Source organism: Halobellus rarus (genome assembly GCF_024494595.1).
In the GTDB taxonomy this organism is placed as follows: domain Archaea; phylum Halobacteriota; class Halobacteria; order Halobacteriales; family Haloferacaceae; genus Haloquadratum; species Haloquadratum rarum.
The window spans coordinates 240181-256862 of the sequence record NZ_JANHDI010000001.1 but is presented as its reverse complement, the minus strand read 5'-3'; the positions used below and the strand labels follow the sequence as shown (position 1 = coordinate 256862).

Sequence of the window (16682 nt, the reverse complement as noted above, 5' to 3'; positions counted from 1 at the left end):
TCGAGGAGTCACGGTGACGCGATGATCCGGACCGAAGGGCTGATTCACCGCTACGGCGAGTGCGTCGCCGTCGACGACGTGTCGCTCGCGATCGACGACGGCGAGTGCGTCGTCGTCGCGGGCGCGAACGGCTCCGGGAAGACGACGCTCGTCCGCCACTTCAACGGGCTGTTGGAACCGGATGAGGGAACAGTGGCGGTGAACGGCCGGGACGTGGCGAGCGATCTCGTCGCCGCGCGGACGGCCGTCGGGATGGTGTTTCAGGAGCCGCGCGACCAGTTGGTCGCCGCCACGGTCGGCGCTGACGTCGCCTTCGGGCCGGAGAACCTCGGGCTTCCGAGAGAGGAGATCGATCGGCGCGTCGAGGAGGCGCTCGCGGCGGTGAACCTCACGGGCCGCGAGGAGGAGCGGGTCGATCAGCTCTCCGGCGGTGAACGCGAACGCGTCGCTATCGCGGGCGCGATGGCGATGGAGCCGGATCACCTCGTCCTCGACGAGCCGTTCACCGGGCTCGATAATCCGGCCCGGAACTCCGTGCTGGACCGGCTCCGCGCGCTTTCGGCGTCGGGAACGAGCGTCGTGATCGTCACGCACGACCTCCGCGACGTCCTCGGGCTGGCGGATCGAGTCGTCGCGATGGCCGACGGCCGCGTCGCCGTCGACGGCGCGCCCGGGGGCGTCGTCGACTCGCTCGCGGAGTGCGATATCCGTGTCCCGGAGACGACCGGAGCGGAGGCGCGCGACCGATCCACCCGCCCGTCCGGTCGATGCTGACGTTCACGCCCGGCGACTCGCTCGCCCACCGTCTCGACCCGCGGACGAAACTGCTCGCACAGGCCGCGTTCGCCGCCGCCGCGTTCGCGCACACGACGCCGCGAGGGCTTCTGGGAGCGACCGTCGTCGCGGCCGCGTTCCTCGTCGCAGGATGGCTCTCGCCCCTCCGGGCGATCCGCGGCTACCTACCCGCGTTGCCGTTTCTGGCCGCCGGGCCGCTGATTTCGGTGGTCGATGTGGCGGTCGGGTCGACCGCTCTGGCGTGGTCCATCGGGGTCGATCCGAGCGCGGCGACCGGCCCGCTGCTGGCGAGCTATCGCGTCCTGCTCATCCTGCTCGTATCGGCGGTCTATCTACACACGACGCCCGTCCGCGACTCCCGGGCGGCGATCCAGCGGCTCGTGCCGGGGCGCGCCGGCCGCCTGCTCGGCGTCGGCGTCGCGCTCGTCTTCCGCTTCTTCCCGCTGCTGCGCGCGGATCTCCGGGCCGTCCGGGAGGCGTCGGCCGCCCGGTTGGGCGAGGAACGGCCGCTCCGCGAGCGGATACGAATCGTCGCCGCAGCGGGACTCCGTCGAGCGTTCGGCCGCGCGGACCGGCTGGCGCTCGCGCTCCGCGCCCGCTGTTTCGCGTGGAACCCGACGCTGCCGGTGCTTCGATTCGGACGGCTCGACGTCCTGGGACTCCTCGTCGTCGCCGCGCTCGCGGGTTCGATCGCGCTCTGAAGACGGTACAGTCCCGCTCGGCCGGCAGCGAAAAGAGCGGCTACTCCTGGCTGTATTCCTTCTTGAACCCGCGGAACTCCGTCCGGTGGGCTTCCTCATCGCCCAGGAGCGTCACCGCGAGGTCCTCGGTCACCGGATCGTCGGCCGCCTCGGCTGCGTCGATCAACGCCCGATACGTCTCGATAGCGCCCTCTTCGGCGTCGAGGACGCCGTCGATGACCGAGAGCACGTCCGTGGTGTCCTCTGGGGGCTGGAGGCTCATCTGGGTCGCCTCGAACGCCGCGGAGCCGGGCGGATGCTCGTCGAGTTGCTTGAGCCGGTTGCCGAGTTGCTCGGCGTGCCCGAGTTCCTCCTGAATGTCTTGCTGGAGGGACTCTTTGATCTCCTCGGCGCGGACGCCGTCGAGAACGATGGAGTTGGTCATGTAGTTCATCACGGTCTCGATCTCGTCCTGGTAGGCCTTCTGCAGCAGCCGAACGACTTCTTCAGACATCGTGTTTACACGTTCGGCCGCCGGCGACAAGATACTGTCGACGGGAGCGCCGACGATGGAGCGAACGCCATACCGAACCTCGTGTGGAACGCTTCGCGGCCCGCTCTCGGCCCTCAACGGCCGTCGAACGGTCCAAACAAGAGTCATATATAAGGGGATGACCGAAGATGGTTCGGCCGTCACGACCCAATCGCACCGTGGCGATCGATGGCCCTCCCAGATCCCCTCCACAGACCGCTCGTCGCCCGCTCGAAGAGAACCGTCTGGGCCGTGATGGCCTTCGCGATCCTGTGGGGTGCGGCCGCCTACGACCGTAACTTCAACCCCGAGTGGGCCGAGTGGGCCTGGAATCCCGGCGGCAACCTCGGCGCGAACGTCCGAACGTACCGGTACGCCGCGAAACTGGCCCGCGAGGGACAGTCGTTCTACGGCGTCGCACCGCCGGAACTGGGCGAGTGGGCGGTCTATCTCTACCCCCCGATCACCGTCACGGCCTACTACCCGTTCACGGGGATCGACTGGCAGATCGGCTACTGGATCGTCGTCGCGCTGAACGTCCTGGCCGGCCTCGCCGTGGCCGCCGCCATCGTGCGCTTCGTCGACCGGACGGCCTACAGACTCGGGTGGCTCGACGTCGGGTTGATCACCGGTCTCGTGCTCGTCTCGCCCTTCACTTTTGGGACGATCTACTACGGCAACATCAACCTGCTCGTCGCCCTGGCGTTCGTCGTCGGCTTCCTCGCACTCGAACGCGATCGCCCGGGCGTCGCCGGCGCGGCGTTCGGCCTCGCCGCGCTGTTCAAACTGTTCCCCGCGCTCGTCGGCGCGTGGCTCCTGAAACGGCGGTCGTGGCGCGCGGTCGCGAGCGCGACGGCGGTCGGGATCGGCGGGATCCTCGCGGGCGTCGTCGCCTACGGAACGGGGCCGACGGTCACGTTCTTCTCGGAGGTCGTGTTCGACCGCGCGGAGACCGCGGCTTTCGTCGGCGGCTACCCCGCGGACGCGACGTTCTACGTGACGCTCCAGCGGCCGCTGTCGCACGTCGTCTGGGGGCTCTTCCCGAACGCTCCGCCGGAGGTGTTGACCCCGCTCGCCGCGCTCGTCGGTGCGGGGATCCTTCTTGCGCTGTACGCCGACGTGGAGACGCTGCAAGGGCGGCTGATCGCCGTCTTCGCGACGCTGGTCGTGACGGTCACGCTGGTCCCGGCGCTGCAGTGGTACCTCGTGCTTTTCTTCTTCCCGATGATTCCCCTGTGGTACGTCTGGGAGGGGCCGGGACGCCGGCTCTTTCTCGCCGGCAGTGCGGTGATGTTCGCGAACGAGTACCCGGGCTCGCTGGTCGAGGCGGTTCGGGAGTTCGGGCTTCCGCACCTGCTGGAGGTCCTCCTCGTCGACGTCTTCACGTTCGCCACGGTGCCGCTGTACGGGATCGCGATTATGCTGCTCGCGTGCGCGGCGGCGACGTACGGCGTGCAGCCCCGTCGAGCGCTCGGTCGCGTCGGCGGGCGGGTTGGGGCCACACTGCGGAATATCGGCGGGTGACGGGGCGAGGAAGTCGATCTCCCGGGCGGTGCCGAACAGAGAAAAGGCGAGAACCGTCTCAGACGCGCGAGCCGTCGACGTCGATGGCGTCGACCGGGCAGATGTCGACGCAGAGCATACAGTCGATGCACTGGTCCTCGCGGGTCGGTTCGACCTTCCGCTCGGACTCGGGGTGGTCGGGCGTCTCCACCCACGTGAACACGTCGACCGGGCAGTTCTCTAGACACGCGCCGTCGGCGACGCAGAGGTCGTAGTCGACCGCGACGTGCGTCCCGTGGATCCCCAGTTTCTCCGGCGGTTCGACGGGTCCCCAGACGTCGACGCCGTCGCCAAATTCCGTTTGGCTCGCGGATGAGCGGAGCTCGTCCAGCTCCTCCTCGCCGACCTTCTCGCGGTTGCTGTCGAAGTTCGGATCGATTCCCATTGTCCGCCAGTACAGGGGAGAGGAGGAAAACGTCGTCGGTGCCGCTGCCCGCTCCCCGCTCAGGCCGCGCATCTCGACGGATAAGCCACCGCTTGCGGACGCTCGATCGACCGTTTCCCGGTACTCAGGCCGCCGCCCCCGACGCTTAAGCCGCCGGCCACTGGACGGAGCGTATGGGTCGTGTCAACGAACGCGACGTCGAGTGGACCGAGGTCGAACGCGAGGAGACGCACTTCCGCCGGAAGAAACTCGCGAGCGAGGCCGACGCCGACGGTCTCGGCGCGAGCCTCTACGAACTCCCGCCGGGGGCGTCGTCGTGGCCGTACCACTTCCACGCCGGCAACGAGGAGGCGGTGTACGTCCTCTCGGGGGACGGACTGCTCCGGACGCCGGAGGGGGAAATCCGGGTGGAGTCGGGCGACTTCTGTTCGTTCCCGGCGGATCCCGACGGCGCGCACCGACTCCGCAACGACGGCGACGAACCGCTCCGGTTCCTCGCCGTCTCGACGATGCGGGACCCCGACATAACCGTCTATCCCGACTCCGAGAAGATCGGCGTGTACGCCGGCACACCCCCCGGCGGTGACGCCGACGAGAGGGTGGTCTCCGGGTACTACCGCCGCGACGGCGACGTCGACTACTGGGAGGACGAGTCCTGACCTGGTGGACGCGTGATACGGACCGACGGCGGTAACGGGAAAAATCGGCCTTCGAGCGGTTCAATCGGCTGCGGAGATCCGTTCGCCCCGGATCCGCCGAACCGCGTCGGTGAAGTTGTCGAACAGCCGCTTCGTGCGGCAGGCGGCGGCGTAGTTCTCGTCGTCGATCCCCTCGAGGACCGATCGGCGACGCCGCTCGGAGAGGTCCTTCTCGTTCGTGATCGCGACGGCCGTCTCCCGGTCGTACTCCGGGTGGAACTGCACGCCCCACGCGTCGCCGCGGCGGAACGCGTGAACGCCGTAGTCGTTCTCCGCGAGCAGTTCGGCCCCGGGCGGGAGTTCGGTGACCGCGTCCGAGTGGGTCGTGAAGGCCGTGAACCGCTGGGGGACGCCAGCGAGGAGCTCGTCGTCGCTCGTTTTCCAGATCTCGCGATACCCGATCTCGTACTCGCCCATGTCCTCGACGCGGCCGCCGAGCGCCGCGGCGACGACCTGGTGGCCGTAACAGACGCCGAGGATCGGGAGCCCGCGCTCGTCGGCCTCGGCAACGTAGTCGAGCAGCGGCCGGATCCAGTCGCGGTCCCAGTAGACCGACGAGCGGGATCCGGTGACGACGACGCCGTCGAAGTCGAAGCCCGCCGGCCGCTCGTTGTCCGTCACGTCGAACTCGACGAGGTCGGCGTCGAGCTCCCGACGGAAGTTCCGTGGCGTGTGCTCGTCGCCGTGGGAGGCGTCCAAGAGTGCGAGGCGGAGTCGGTCGCTGGGCCGAGTCATCAGTGTTCGCAACGGGGTGGGACAGAAAAGGCCTTGCGCCCGCGGGCGGTCGTGCAGGTCTCTCGGACGCGATTCGGCGACGGAAACGGGGAGTCCGACGACCCGTCCCAGTCGGATTCCTACGCCTCCCGCTCGTCGAGGAACCCGAGCAGTTCGTCGTTGACCCGCCGCGACGCCTCGACGTGAACGAGGTGCCCCGCGTCCGCGATCGGACGGAACTCGCCGCGGGGAAGGCCCTCGGCCAGCGCTTCCGCGCTCTCGGGCGACCAGACGGCGTCGTCGCGGCCGTGGACGACCAGCGCGGGGACCGTGATCTCGTAGAGCCGATCGGAGACGTCGAAGTCGTCGACGGCGGCGGCCTGCGCCTCCCACGCCGCCCGGTGGGCGTCCTCCCCGGACCGCCACTCGACCATCTGCTCGACGGCGTCGTCGCGGGCGTCGACGAACGAGTCCGACAGCCCCGCAGCGAGCGAGCGTTCGAGCGCATCGGGGTCGTCGGGGTCGCCCCACAGCGGTTCGAGGTCGATTCCGCTCCCGCGGGCGGCCGTCCCGAGGAGGAACAGGCTGTCGACTCGGGACGTCGTTCGCGCCGCCTCCAGGGCGACCATCCCGCCGAGTCCCGCGCCGACGACGTGCGCCGAGCGGACGCCGGCGTCCGAAAGAACCGTCGTGAGGTCTCCGACGAGGTCTTCGACGGCGTACGGACCGGACGGCGCGTCCGACCGTCCGGTACCGCGGAGGTCGGCCACGAGACTTTCGTAGGGGCCCGCGACCGCGGCGTGCTGCCAGCCCCACTGCCACGCGCCGTAGCCGACGTCGCCGACGAACGCGACGGTCGGGCCGCTGCCGGCCGTCTCGTAGTAGAGGGAGACGTCGCCGTTCGAGGTTCGGACCATAGGGACGCGTGGCTCGGGGCCGGTTTAGGCGTCTCGAAGCGCGGTCGTGGCGCGAACGTGTCGGGGTGAGACGGCCATCCCGCCGTCGGATCGCGACGACCGGTCGCCCGCGTCGACGTGCGACGACCGCTCAGCCGTCGCGGAGCGTCACCGACCACTCGACCGTCGGATCGCCGCCGTCGGTGTCGACTTCGCACTCGACGACCGCGTCGAACAGCGTCTTGAACAGTTCGACGGTCCGCTCGTCTTCGACCGCCGGATCGAGATAGAACTGCCCCGCGGCGTCGGTGGCCTGGAGTCGACTCGTCAGCACGTGGACGAACTTGTAGACGCTCTGCGTGTCGGTGTACCGCAGCGGCACCGTGAGCGACTCGACGACCGTGAGCGCGTCGTCCCACTGGCTCAGGTACGGCGTCGATTTGACGCCGATTCCCGTGAGGTTCGACGGGGAAGCGACGGTCTCGACGTCGATATCGCGGTCGTCGAGGTTCCCGCCCGCCAGTTCCGGTGTCGTGATCACGGCCGCCGCTTCGGGGGCGTTTCCGAGTGCCTCGGTCCACTCGTCGTACCAGACTGCCGGTGGCTGAGAGAAGGACACGCCGAGCAGTTCGACGTCCGCTGACTCCCCGACGATCGCTCCTTTGCACTCGACGTCACCGAGGACCGCCGTCTGTGGTCGGAGGACTAACGCGGTGGACGCCCCCTCGGCTCGTGACGCCACCTGCTCGATGGAGGACACAATGTTAGAAGATCAACAAGTATCGATAAGTCTTGTGTCGAACGACTCCGTTGCCGGGACCGACAGCAGCGCGTCGACATAAAGAGGCCGGGACCGACAGCAGCGCGCCGCGGTCGAGGGATCGGCACCGACGTCCCCCGATCAGGCGCTCCGGACGGCCCGGAGGATCTCGGGTGCCTCGTCGAGCGCGTCGTCGAGCGCGTCGACGTCGGGACCGCCGCCCTGGGCGAAGTCCGGCGGGCCGCCGCCGCCGCCGCCGACGCGGCCGGCGAGTCGGCCGACGACCTCGCCGGCGTTGATGCCGACGTCGTCGGGGACGCCGACGACGAACTGGGCGCTGCCGCCGCTCGCGGAGCCGAGCACGGCCACCGTTCCCTCCTCGACGAGCGCGTTGGCGGTCGCTCTGAGTTCGTCGGCGTCGCCGTCGAGTCGCCGCACCACGGCGGGCGTCCCGTCGACGTCGATCTCGTCCTCGCCGGCGGCGGCGCGGGCCTCCGCGAGTTCGGTCTTCAGGCGGTCGATCGTCTTGCCCCGCTCCTTCCACTCGGTGAAGAACCGCTCGGCCGTCTCGGGGACGTCCTCGGGCGTCACGTCGAGCACGTCGGCCGCCTCGTAGAGGGCGTCCTCGGTGCGCTGGGTGGCCTCGATCGCGGCGTCGCCGGCGGCGAAGGCGATGCGCTCGACGCCGTCCTGTACCGGCTCGGTCGTGAGGATCTTGATCGTCCCGATATCACCGGTGCGGCTCACGTGCGTCCCGCCGCAGGCCTGGACGTCGTCGTCGATGGTGATCGTCCGGATGTTCTGTCCCGGCGGGATGCCGCCCTGATAGAGGTCGAAGCCGTGCTCCTCCTCGGCCTCGTGTCGGTCCGGCCAGTGCTGCTTGACCGAGACGTTCCGCATCACGAGGTCGTTGGCGACCGCCTCGATCCGTTTTACCTCCTCGCGGGAGATCCGATCGTAATGCCTGACGTCGAGGCGTGAGCGGCGTGTGCCCTTCTGTGCGCCGGCCTGCCGAACGTGCTCGCCGAGGACCTGGCGGGCGGCGTACCCGATGACGTGCGTGGCGGTGTGGTGTCGCATCAGCCGCCGGCGACGCTCGACGTCGAGTTGGCCGCGGACGAACTCGCCCTTGCCGGGGTTCCCGTCTGCGCGATGAAGCACGATCCCGTCGCGGATCTGGACGTCCGTCACCTGAACGGTCGTGTCGTCGTTCGCGAGCGTCCCGTGGTCGGCGGGCTGACCGCCGCCCTCGGGGTAGAACATCGTCTGGTCGAGGACGACGTCGTAGCCCTCCTCGCGTTCGATGACGTCGAGGACGACCGCCTCGAACTCCGTGCGCTCCTGGTCGTCGTAGTAGAGGCGTTCCGTCTCGGGCAGGTTCGCGAGGCGCTCGCTGCGTTCGACGGCCTCTCGGGACGCCCCTTCGCCCTCGTGGCGCTCCGCGACGAGCGAGTAGAAGTCGTCGGGGACCTCGACGCTCGCGCCGCGGTCGGCCGCGATCTCTTCGACCATCTCGGGCTGGATACCGTGGGAGTCGTACAGTTCGATGAGTTCCTCGACGGGGATCGACTCCGCCTTCTCGGCGTATTCGACGGCCAGGTTCTCGACCTTCCGGCGGCCGCGTTCGAGCGTCTCTCGATACTTCCGCTCCTCGGTGCGGACGATGTCGCGGATCGTGTCGCGGTTGTCGTAGTCGAGGCGTTCGGCCTGCATGTCCACGAGTTCGTCCAGCGGCGCGTCGACGCCGACGTCGTCGACCAGCCGCTTCGTCCGCCGCAGGACCATCCGCGCGAGGTAGCCCGTGCCGACGTTCGAGGGGACGATCTCGTCGCCGAACATGTAGGCCAGCGTCCGGCAGTGGTCCGCGATGGCGTAGATCGTCTCCAGCGGGTGGAGGAGTTCGGTCAGCTCCGCGGAGTCGACGCCGAGTTCCTCGGCGACGTCCGCCCGGGCCTCGGTCAGGTCGTCGACCTCGTCGATGTCGAGATACCCCGAGAGCTTCGCCGCGCGGTGGACGAGCTTTTCCTCCTCCTCGCTCAGCGAGATCCCCGCGTTCTCCTTGAGGAACTCGATCATGTCGGGGTAAACCGCCTCGTAGACCGTCGGCGTCCCCTGCGACACCCACGTCCAGCGCTCGAGGCCGTAGCCGGTGTCGACGATGTAGGTGTCCATCGGCGAGTACCGGTTGCCGTCCTTCATCTCGTAGTCGCCCTCCTCGTCCTGCTCCATCGACATGAAGACGAGCGTCGCGAGTTCGGCCCCGCGATACAGGACCTCGAACGCCGGGCCGGCGTTGCCGCCGCCGACCCACGGGTCCTCGATGTAGGTGATCTCCTCCAGATCCGCGCCCATGTGCTCGAAGAACTGGTCGCAGAGTTCGACCGTCTCGTCCTTCCAGTAGACTTCCCCCGAATAGGCGTACTCGTCGCCGACCTCCTCGCGGGCGTTGAAGGCGTGGTGGGCCATCATCTCGAAGGCCATCGTGTGTCGGCCGGTCTTTCCGACGTTGTCGATGTCCTGCATCCGGATGCAGGGCTGGGAGATAGTGAGGGGGTTCGCCGGCGGCGGCGTCTGCCCGCTGGTTACGAGCGGCTGGAAGTCGTAGATCGACGCCTGCGTCAGGAGGACGTCGTCGCGCCAGCGGTTCGCCGCGACCGGGTACGGCTCGATCCGCTCGTGGCCGTGCTCCTCGAAGAACGAGAGGAACTCCTCTCGCATCTCCTCTAGGGTGTACTCCTCGTCGAAGCCGGGGTTATCGATGAAGGAGTAGTCGTCCGCGGGCGGCTCGCCGCACGTCTCGCGGTCGGGGTCGCGCGTCCAGAAGTGGACGTCCGTCACCGGACACTGCTTCCGGTGGAATCCCTCCTCCTCGAAGTAGTCGAGACGATACTCCGCTTCGAGTTCACTCATTACCCGTCAGTTGACCCACGACCGGGTAAAACAGTTCCGGGTGCGGGAGCGCCGGACGGGCGTTCGAGAGCGTTTAACGAGTGATTAGCCACCGACGGAGGGACGTCAGTTCCCGTCGATACCTACTTCTCGGCCGCGAGCGACGCGAGCAGCGCCTCTAACTGGACCCGCTCGTTCGCCCCGGCGGTGATGCGGTAGTCGGCCTCGCCGATCCGCTCCATCAGCCGGATCGTCGCGCGCTCGTCGAGGTCGAAGTCCCACGCCGAGCGGTGGAGTTGATCGATGACGTCGCCGCCGGCCATCCCGGTGTCGACGAGCAGCGTTTCGAGCTGGGACCGCGCCGACGCGAAGTCGCCGTCGATCGCCGCCTCGACCATCTCCTCGATCTGCTCGGGACGGGCGGTCGAGGTGATCAGATACACCGCCTCCTCGTCCACGACGTCGCCGGTCGTCGCCGCCGCCTGCAGGGAGTTGATCGCGCGGCGCATGTCTCCGCTCGCGGCGTAGACGAGCGCGTCGAGGCCGTCCTCGGTGATCTCGATGTCCTCGGCCGCGGCGATGTCCTCGACCTGCTGACGGACGGCGTCGTCGGAGAGCGGCGAGAAGCGGAAGACCGCACACCGCGACTGGATCGGGTCGATGATCTTCGAGGAGTAGTTACACGAGAGGATGAAGCGCGTGTTGTCGGAGAACTGCTCCATCGTCCGGCGCAGCGCTGACTGGGCGTCGTCGGTGAGACTGTCGGCCTCGTCGAGGAATATGACCCGGTGGTCGTAGCCGCCGAACGACGAGCGCGCGAAGTTCTTGATCCGGTCTCTGACGACGTCGATCCCGCGCTCGTCGGAGGCGTTCAGTTCGAGGAAGTTGTTGCGCCAGTCATCGCCGTAGATCTCCCGGGCGATGGCGGTAGCTGCGGTGGTCTTCCCCACTCCGGCTGGACCCGAAAACAACAGGTGCGGCAGGTCGTCGCGCTCGACGTAGGATCGGAGGCGTTCGACGATCTCCTCCTGTCCGTAGATGTCCTCGAACGTCTCCGGTCGGTACTTCTCGATCCAGATCTCGCGTCCCGCCGGGGTCCCCTCCGAGGCGTCGGCCTCACTCATACGCGTGAGAGGGAGCCCGTGGCTCATAAACCACCCGCGTTCGGTCGGCGGTGACGCGCGGCGTCTCCGCCGTCGGCCCGTTCCGTCGGAAGCGAAACCGGCAAGCCCGGGGCGGCCCAAGCGGCCGTATGCGCGTGACCGTCGACGTCGTCGGCGAGGGGGAGGAGACGGTCGAGACCGACGACGGCGACACGTACGCCGACGTCGTCCGCGCCGTCGGCTACTCGCCGCACGAGGTGTCCGTGATGATCGACGGCAGCCCCGTCCCCGAGGATCAGCCCGTCGAGGTCGACCGCGTGCGAGTGCTCAGGCTGATCAAGGGCGGGTCGTCGCGACGGTGAATTTTCGCGCGAGGAGCCGACCGTGAGCCACGACATCCGCGAGGCGACGGCCGCCGACGCCGACGACGCCGCCCGACTGCTCGACGCCGCGATGCTGGAGTTCGACCGCGAGCGGGTGCGCCGTCGAATCGACGACGGAGACGTGCTCGTGGCCGTTACCGAGGCGCACGGAACGCCCGCGGGCGGCCGCGAGTTGGGGACCGGTGAGACACACGGTGAGGCCGAACCCGGGAGCGGTGGGACACACGGTGAGGCCGAAACCGAGGGTGGAGACTGCGGAGTCGACGGCTCGGAGACGCCGGCGGACCGCGTCGTCGGCGTCTGCGTGCTCGATGCGGTCGGACGGACAGCGGCGGACGACGGCGATGTCGATGCGACCGAACGGACACCGACGGACGACGGCGACTTCGCCGCTGTCGCGGACGTCGTCGGATCCGAGCGCCCCGCGACCGAGATCGTATCGATCGCGGTCCACCGCTCGCGGCGCGGCCGCGGCATCGGACGCGCGCTCGTCGGCGCCGCGGCGGCGCGTTCGGCGGGGCCGCTCGTCGCCCGGTTCCACGAGCAGGTGCGACCGTTCTACGAGGCGCTCGGGTTCGAGATCCGAGCGCCGGTGAGCGAGGCGAGCGGCGACGACGGGGCCGAAGGCGGCGACGGTAGCGATAGTGGCGACAGTGACGAGATCGGCGACCGTGATCCCATCAGCGGTGACGACCGACTGTACGGGGTCCTCACCTGAGTCGTCCGCGCGTCTTCAGCGGCGCGGTACGCGTCTCCCTCAGATGATGGGCTCGACCAACTCCCGACCCGCCGCAAGCAACGCGTCGGCGCGCTCCCGACTCGACGCCTCGGCGTAGATCCGCATCTTCGGCTCCGTCCCCGAGGGACGGACGAGGAGCCACGAGCCGTCCTCCAGGAGGAGTTTGAACCCGTCGAGCGTCACCACCTCGGCGATGTCGCGGTCGGCGATCTGGTCCGGAAGCACGTCGTCGAGTTCCGAGATGACGCGTTCCTTCTCCGAATCCGGGCAGTCGAGGCCGATCTTGTCGGCGACGATGTCGCCGTGCGTGTCGAGCAGGCGGTCGACACGGTCGTCCATCGGTTCTGCGGCCGTCGCGGCCGCGCCGAGTAACCCCATCAGGACGCCGTCCTTCTCGCGGACGTGCCCGCGGATCGAGAAGCCGCCGGACTCCTCGCCGCCCATCAGCGCGTCGTGTTCGGCCATCGCCGCCGCGACCCACTTGAACCCGACCGCGGTCTCGAACACTTGCTCATCATTTGCCTCGGCGATCCGATCGATCAGGAACGTCGTCGAGACCGTCCGGATCGCGGGGCCGGAGTCCGATTCGAGCAGGTGGTCGTAGGCGGCGGCGAAGAAGAGGTTCTCGTCTAAATGGCCGCGCTCCGGCGTCACGAACGCGACGCGGTCGGCGTCGCCGTCGTTGGCGACGCCCAAGTCTGCGTCGTACTTTTCGACCGCCTCCACGAGCGGTTCGAGGTTCTCGGCGCTGGGTTCCGGCGGCGTCCCCCCGAACTCGGGGTCGCGGTCGTCGCGGACGTTCAGCACCTCCGCGCCAGCCGACCGGAGGAGTTCGTCGGTGACGCCGCGGCCGGAACCGTGCATCGCGTCGTGGACGACCGTGAGCCCCGAGAGGTCCGCGTCGACCAGCTCGCGGGCGCGTTCGGCGTGCGGCGTCACGAGATCCACCCGTCTGACGGTCCCGCGTTCGTCTTCGGGACGGAGTCTCGGCTCCGCGAGCCGCTCTGCGACGGCGTCGGTCACCTCCGGAAGCGCCGGCGCGCCGTCGGCGGGGATGAACTTCACGCCGTTGTATTCGGGGGGGTTGTGCGAGGCCGTGATCATCAGCCCGCCGGAGAGACCGCGGTCGACGATGGCGTACGCGACGAGCGGCGTCGGGCAGTCGCGCTTGGGAAGGAGGACGTCGAAGCCGTTGCCCGTGAACACGTCGGCCAACGTGTCGGCGAACCCCTCGGAGCTCTGACGGGCGTCGTAGCCGATCACGACGGGGTCGTCGTACCCTTCCTCGGCGAGGTAGTCGGCGACCGCCTGCCCGACGATCCGCACGCGCTCGTCGGTGAAAGTGTCGAGCGTCGCCCGCCAGCCGTCCGTGCCGAAGGAGATCGCGTCCATACCGCATCTGTGTCCAGCATCGGATAAAAAGATGCGGCGAGGCTGCGCGCCGTCTCGGCGGTTCCGCCGCTCGCCGGACCCGTGGTTCTTTTCGCTCTCGGAGACCGAGAGAAGGTAATGACCACGGTCCTCGCAGTCTCCGGGAGCCGGCGCGAACGGAGTTACACGAAGAGGTCCCTGCGGGTCGTCCTCGACACCGCGGGCGAGATGGGGCTCGAAACCAAAATGATCGACCTCGGCGCGGTCGACCTCCCGCTGTATCACCCCGACCGCGACGAGCAGGGCGACTCCGCCGAACTGACGCGTCGCGTCCGCGAATCCGAGGCGGTCGTCCTGGGCTCGCCCGTCTACCACGGCTCGTACTCCTCGACGTTCCGCAACTTCCACGACTACTGCTCGAAGGAGGAGTTTCGGGAGACGGCCGTCGGCCTCGTCGCGACCGCCGGCGGCGGCTCCTACGGCCCGACGTTGGAACATATGCGGAGCACGGTCCGCGGCGTGCACGGGCACACGGTCCCCGAACAGGTCGGCGTGCGGAGCGCCTCGAAGAAGTACGACGGCGACCGCCTCACCGACGACGACACGCGACGGCGACTCGAAGAACTGGGGGTGGCGGTCGTCGAGGAGGCGCGACGGCTGCACCCGAGTTCGTGAGTCGAAGCGGCGACACGCAACGACCGGCGCTCGAAGCCGTTGTTACGCTATGAGAATCTCACGCGGAATATATATGTTATCTCGGCGATGTCTCGAACGATGTCCCGCGCGCAAGAGCTCACAGACCTCAAGGAGTCGTTGGGCGATCTGATCGAAGAGGCACCGGAACTGGAGTCGTTCGTCGGGTTCGTCGAGTCCGCGGAGGCGACCGAGACGATCGACAACAAGACGAAGGAACTGATGTCGCTGGCGATCTCGGTGGTCGTCAGGTGCGATCACTGCATCCTCTGGCACACCGACGCCGCACTGGACGCCGGGGCGACGCACGAGGAGATCGTCGACGCGTTGAAGATCGCCGTCGTGATGGGCGGCGGCCCCGCGATGACCTACGCCGTCGAAGCCTACCGGGCGCTCGACGCACTCGAAGCGGAGCGCGCCGAGTAGCGTCGGAGCGCCGGCGCATCGCCGGATCGAACAACACCTTTGTCTGGGTTCGATGCCTTCGGTCGACGTGTCTCAGCCATGAGTGAGAGATTCGGTGTCGATCGTGCGGGAAGTAGCGCACACCGTCGGGTGCCGCACGCGTGACCGACGAGGACGGCGGCTTCACCGACGTCAGTGAGACGGTCGACGGGCACCCGATGCGGAGCCTGCTCGGGTACGCTCGTCCGTACTGGCCCCGGATCACGCTCGGGGTGATCGCGGCGATCGGGACCCGGTTCGCTCGGCTGGTCCCGCCGATCATCGTCGCGACGACCATCGATCGAATCGTGCTCGGAGCGGAGGAACCGGGGCTGCTGACCGAAGCGGGCCTGTTACCGGGCGGGGCGATCACCGGCGAAGCCGCCCGATTGGCGTTCCTCCAGCGACTCGTCGCGATCGCCGCGCTGGCGTATCTCTTTCGCTCGGTCACGCGGTTCGGCTCGCGGTACTTGCTCCAGTCCTCCGCACAGAAGATCCAGCGCGACCTCCGCGACGACACGTACGATCACCTCCAGCACCTCTCGATGGACTTCTTCGCCGACCACCAGACCGGCGGGTTGATGTCGATTCTCAACAGCGACATCAATCGGTTAGAGCAGTTCCTCAACACGGAGTTCCGCCAACTCATCCGCGTCGTCGCGACCGTCGGCGGGATCGCGATCATCCTCTGGTACTACGCGCCGACGCTCGCGATCATCGCGTTGGCTCCCGTTCCCGTGATCGGTCTCGGGAGCGTATTCTTTCTCCGGTGGATCGAACCGCGGTACAAATCGCTTCGGGAGACGGTCGCCCGACTCAACACCCGCCTGGAGAACAACCTCGGCGGCGTCGCCGTCGTGAAGTCGTTCAACCGGTACGCCTTCGAACGCGACCGCGTCGCCGAGCAGAGCGAGGCGTATCACGACGAGAAAGTCGCCGCACTCCGCATCCGTCGGGGGTTCTTCGCGGCGCTCCGACTCCTCACCGGCGTGGTGTTCGTCCTCATCTTATACGTCGGCGGTCGGGCCATCATCACGACGCCGCCCGGCGAAGCGGCCCTGATCTCGACGGGCGCCTTCGCGGCGTTCTTCCTGTACCTCCGGCGGCTGTACTCCCCGATGCGTCGGATCGGCCGGTCGGCCAACAAGTACCAGCTCGCTAAATCCAGCGCGGAACGGGTGTTCGGCCTGCTCGGTCGCGAGCCGACCGTCACCGAACCCGAGGATCCGTACGTGTCCGACGAGATCGACGGCGAGGTGACGTTCGAGGACGTCTCGTTCAGCTACGACGACCGCGAGTCCGTGCTCGAATCAGTCTCGTTGGACGTCCCGAGCGGCGCGACGATCGGCCTCGCGGGAGCGACCGGCGCCGGGAAGTCGACGCTCGTGAAACTCGTCCCGCGCCTGCACGACGTCGACGAGGGATCCGTCTCCGTGGACGGGCGGGACGTCAGGGAGTACGACCTCCAGGCCCTCCGCGAGGAGATCGCGGTGGTCGAGCAGAACCCCTACCTCTTCTCGGGAACCGTCGCCGAGAACGTCGCCTACGGCGACAGCGAGGTGCTCGCCGCCGAGAGACACGGCGGGCGGGAACACCGCGATCGCGTCGTCTCGGCTGCGAAAGCCGCGGCCGCTCACGAGTTCGTCGCCGACCTCCCGGACGGCTACGAGACCCAGATCGGCGAACGGGGGATCAAGCTCTCCGGCGGCCAGCGACAGCGGATCGCGATCGCGCGGGCGCTGCTCAACGACCCGGCGATCATCGTCTTCGACGAGGCGACCAGCGACGTCGACACCGAGACCGAGGAACGGATCAAAGCGAGCATCGACCGGCTGATCGAGGACCGGACCGCCTTCGTCATCGCGCACCGTCTCTCGACGATTCGAGACGCCGATCGGGTCGTCGTCCTCGACGACGGCGAAGTCGTCGAATCGGGCACGCACGACGAGTTGCTCGCCGGATCCGGGGAGTACGCCGCGCTGTGGGACGCGCAACTCGACGAGTCCGCAACGGTCAGCGCGGACCGAGCGGGGTAGC

At 68.4% G+C, this 16682-nt stretch carries 17 protein-coding genes; 9 read left to right on the top strand and 8 right to left on the bottom strand.

Annotation, left to right across the window (positions count from 1 at the left end; translation table 11 throughout):
* Positions 1 to 21 precede the first annotated feature (21 nt).
* Positions 22 to 774 carry an energy-coupling factor ABC transporter ATP-binding protein gene (locus NO876_RS01365; RefSeq protein ID WP_256419876.1) on the top strand — a complete coding sequence of 251 codons (753 nt, stop codon included), beginning with the start codon at positions 22 to 24 and terminating at the stop codon, positions 772 to 774.
* Complete coding sequence (locus NO876_RS01360; RefSeq protein WP_256419875.1) at positions 768 to 1496, top strand: energy-coupling factor transporter transmembrane component T family protein; 729 nt, start codon at positions 768 to 770, stop codon at positions 1494 to 1496. The genes NO876_RS01365 and NO876_RS01360 overlap by 7 nt, the downstream gene beginning before the upstream one ends.
* A 40-nt stretch (positions 1497 to 1536) precedes the next feature.
* On the opposite strand, the gene NO876_RS01355 is transcribed toward NO876_RS01360, so the two are convergent.
* On the bottom strand, positions 1537 to 1989 hold the full coding sequence (locus tag NO876_RS01355; RefSeq protein WP_256419874.1) for a ferritin-like domain-containing protein: 453 nt from the start codon (positions 1987 to 1989) through the stop codon (positions 1537 to 1539).
* A gap of 207 nt (positions 1990 to 2196) precedes the next feature.
* Here NO876_RS01355 and NO876_RS01350 point away from each other — a divergent pair, with 207 nt between their 5' ends.
* The gene (locus NO876_RS01350; protein WP_256419873.1) at positions 2197 to 3531 is read left to right on the top strand and encodes a glycosyltransferase family 87 protein; all 1335 of its coding nucleotides are present in this window, start codon (positions 2197 to 2199) and stop codon (positions 3529 to 3531) included.
* Between the two features lie 58 nt (positions 3532 to 3589).
* On the opposite strand, the gene NO876_RS01345 is transcribed toward NO876_RS01350, so the two are convergent.
* Positions 3590 to 3955: a 4Fe-4S dicluster domain-containing protein gene (locus NO876_RS01345; protein ID WP_256419872.1), complete on the bottom strand. Its 366-nt coding sequence runs from the start codon at positions 3953 to 3955 to the stop codon at positions 3590 to 3592.
* A 173-nt stretch (positions 3956 to 4128) separates the two neighbouring features.
* Here NO876_RS01345 and NO876_RS01340 point away from each other — a divergent pair, with 173 nt between their 5' ends.
* Positions 4129 to 4614, top strand: a complete 486-nt coding sequence (locus NO876_RS01340; protein WP_256419871.1) for a cupin domain-containing protein — start codon at positions 4129 to 4131, stop codon at positions 4612 to 4614.
* Positions 4615 to 4674: 60 nt separating this feature from the next.
* On the opposite strand, the gene NO876_RS01335 is transcribed toward NO876_RS01340, so the two are convergent.
* The 5 genes from NO876_RS01335 to NO876_RS01315 all read right to left on the bottom strand — a co-directional run bounded on the left by NO876_RS01335 (position 4675) and on the right by NO876_RS01315 (position 11036).
* The gene (locus NO876_RS01335) at positions 4675 to 5388 is read right to left on the bottom strand and encodes a type 1 glutamine amidotransferase (protein ID WP_256419870.1); all 714 of its coding nucleotides are present in this window, start codon (positions 5386 to 5388) and stop codon (positions 4675 to 4677) included.
* 119 nt (positions 5389 to 5507) lie between these two features.
* Positions 5508 to 6284, bottom strand: a complete 777-nt coding sequence (locus NO876_RS01330; protein ID WP_256419869.1) for an alpha/beta fold hydrolase — start codon at positions 6282 to 6284, stop codon at positions 5508 to 5510.
* A gap of 130 nt (positions 6285 to 6414) precedes the next feature.
* Positions 6415 to 7023, bottom strand: a complete 609-nt coding sequence (locus NO876_RS01325; protein ID WP_256419868.1) for a DUF7504 family protein — start codon at positions 7021 to 7023, stop codon at positions 6415 to 6417.
* A gap of 141 nt (positions 7024 to 7164) precedes the next feature.
* A complete protein-coding gene (gene alaS / locus NO876_RS01320; RefSeq protein ID WP_256419867.1) occupies positions 7165 to 9933 on the bottom strand; it encodes an alanine--tRNA ligase in 2769 nt (922 codons plus the stop codon).
* A gap of 122 nt (positions 9934 to 10055) precedes the next feature.
* On the bottom strand, positions 10056 to 11036 hold the full coding sequence (locus NO876_RS01315; protein ID WP_256419866.1) for a replication factor C small subunit: 981 nt from the start codon (positions 11034 to 11036) through the stop codon (positions 10056 to 10058).
* A gap of 128 nt (positions 11037 to 11164) precedes the next feature.
* Here NO876_RS01315 and samp2 point away from each other — a divergent pair, with 128 nt between their 5' ends.
* Positions 11165 to 11377 carry a ubiquitin-like small modifier protein SAMP2 gene (gene samp2, locus NO876_RS01310; RefSeq protein WP_256419865.1) on the top strand — a complete coding sequence of 71 codons (213 nt, stop codon included), beginning with the start codon at positions 11165 to 11167 and terminating at the stop codon, positions 11375 to 11377.
* Between the two features lie 22 nt (positions 11378 to 11399).
* Positions 11400 to 12116 carry a GNAT family N-acetyltransferase gene (locus NO876_RS01305; RefSeq protein WP_256419864.1) on the top strand — a complete coding sequence of 239 codons (717 nt, stop codon included), beginning with the start codon at positions 11400 to 11402 and terminating at the stop codon, positions 12114 to 12116.
* A 39-nt stretch (positions 12117 to 12155) separates the two neighbouring features.
* Here the strand turns inward: NO876_RS01305 and NO876_RS01300 are convergent, their stop codons facing one another.
* The gene (locus NO876_RS01300; RefSeq protein WP_256419863.1) at positions 12156 to 13529 is read right to left on the bottom strand and encodes a phosphoglucomutase/phosphomannomutase family protein; all 1374 of its coding nucleotides are present in this window, start codon (positions 13527 to 13529) and stop codon (positions 12156 to 12158) included.
* Positions 13530 to 13646: 117 nt separating this feature from the next.
* Between NO876_RS01300 and NO876_RS01295 the strand changes: the two genes are divergently transcribed.
* The 3 genes from NO876_RS01295 to NO876_RS01285 all read left to right on the top strand — a co-directional run bounded on the left by NO876_RS01295 (position 13647) and on the right by NO876_RS01285 (position 16681).
* Positions 13647 to 14183 (top strand): NADPH-dependent FMN reductase, encoded by a 537-nt coding sequence (locus NO876_RS01295; protein WP_256419862.1) that lies wholly within the window; start codon positions 13647 to 13649, stop codon positions 14181 to 14183.
* 99 nt (positions 14184 to 14282) lie between these two features.
* Positions 14283 to 14627, top strand: coding sequence for a carboxymuconolactone decarboxylase family protein (locus NO876_RS01290; protein ID WP_256419861.1), 345 nt, complete (start codon positions 14283 to 14285; stop codon positions 14625 to 14627).
* Positions 14628 to 14767: 140 nt separating this feature from the next.
* Positions 14768 to 16681, top strand: coding sequence for an ABC transporter ATP-binding protein (locus NO876_RS01285; protein ID WP_256419860.1), 1914 nt, complete (start codon positions 14768 to 14770; stop codon positions 16679 to 16681).
* Position 16682: the final 1 nt, after the last annotated feature.

Excerpts from the sequence above, each read along its gene's own strand:
- NO876_RS01340 (WP_256419871.1), top strand. The coding sequence starts at position 4,129 with ATGGGTCGTGTCAACGAACGCGACGTCGAGTGGACCGAGGTCGAACGC.
- NO876_RS01365 (WP_256419876.1), top strand. The coding sequence starts at position 22 with ATGATCCGGACCGAAGGGCTGATTCACCGCTACGGCGAGTGCGTCGCC.
- NO876_RS01355 (WP_256419874.1), bottom strand. The coding sequence starts at position 1,989 with ATGTCTGAAGAAGTCGTTCGGCTGCTGCAGAAGGCCTACCAGGACGAG.
- samp2 (WP_256419865.1), top strand. The coding sequence starts at position 11,165 with ATGCGCGTGACCGTCGACGTCGTCGGCGAGGGGGAGGAGACGGTCGAG.
- NO876_RS01335 (WP_256419870.1), bottom strand. The coding sequence starts at position 5,388 with ATGACTCGGCCCAGCGACCGACTCCGCCTCGCACTCTTGGACGCCTCC.
- NO876_RS01330 (WP_256419869.1), bottom strand. The coding sequence starts at position 6,284 with ATGGTCCGAACCTCGAACGGCGACGTCTCCCTCTACTACGAGACGGCC.
- NO876_RS01300 (WP_256419863.1), bottom strand. The coding sequence starts at position 13,529 with ATGGACGCGATCTCCTTCGGCACGGACGGCTGGCGGGCGACGCTCGAC.
- NO876_RS01295 (WP_256419862.1), top strand. The coding sequence starts at position 13,647 with ATGACCACGGTCCTCGCAGTCTCCGGGAGCCGGCGCGAACGGAGTTAC.
- NO876_RS01350 (WP_256419873.1), top strand. The coding sequence starts at position 2,197 with ATGGCCCTCCCAGATCCCCTCCACAGACCGCTCGTCGCCCGCTCGAAG.
- NO876_RS01360 (WP_256419875.1), top strand. The coding sequence starts at position 768 with ATGCTGACGTTCACGCCCGGCGACTCGCTCGCCCACCGTCTCGACCCG.
- NO876_RS01345 (WP_256419872.1), bottom strand. The coding sequence starts at position 3,955 with ATGGGAATCGATCCGAACTTCGACAGCAACCGCGAGAAGGTCGGCGAG.
- NO876_RS01290 (WP_256419861.1), top strand. The coding sequence starts at position 14,283 with ATGTCCCGCGCGCAAGAGCTCACAGACCTCAAGGAGTCGTTGGGCGAT.
- NO876_RS01315 (WP_256419866.1), bottom strand. The coding sequence starts at position 11,036 with ATGAGTGAGGCCGACGCCTCGGAGGGGACCCCGGCGGGACGCGAGATC.
- alaS (WP_256419867.1), bottom strand. The coding sequence starts at position 9,933 with ATGAGTGAACTCGAAGCGGAGTATCGTCTCGACTACTTCGAGGAGGAG.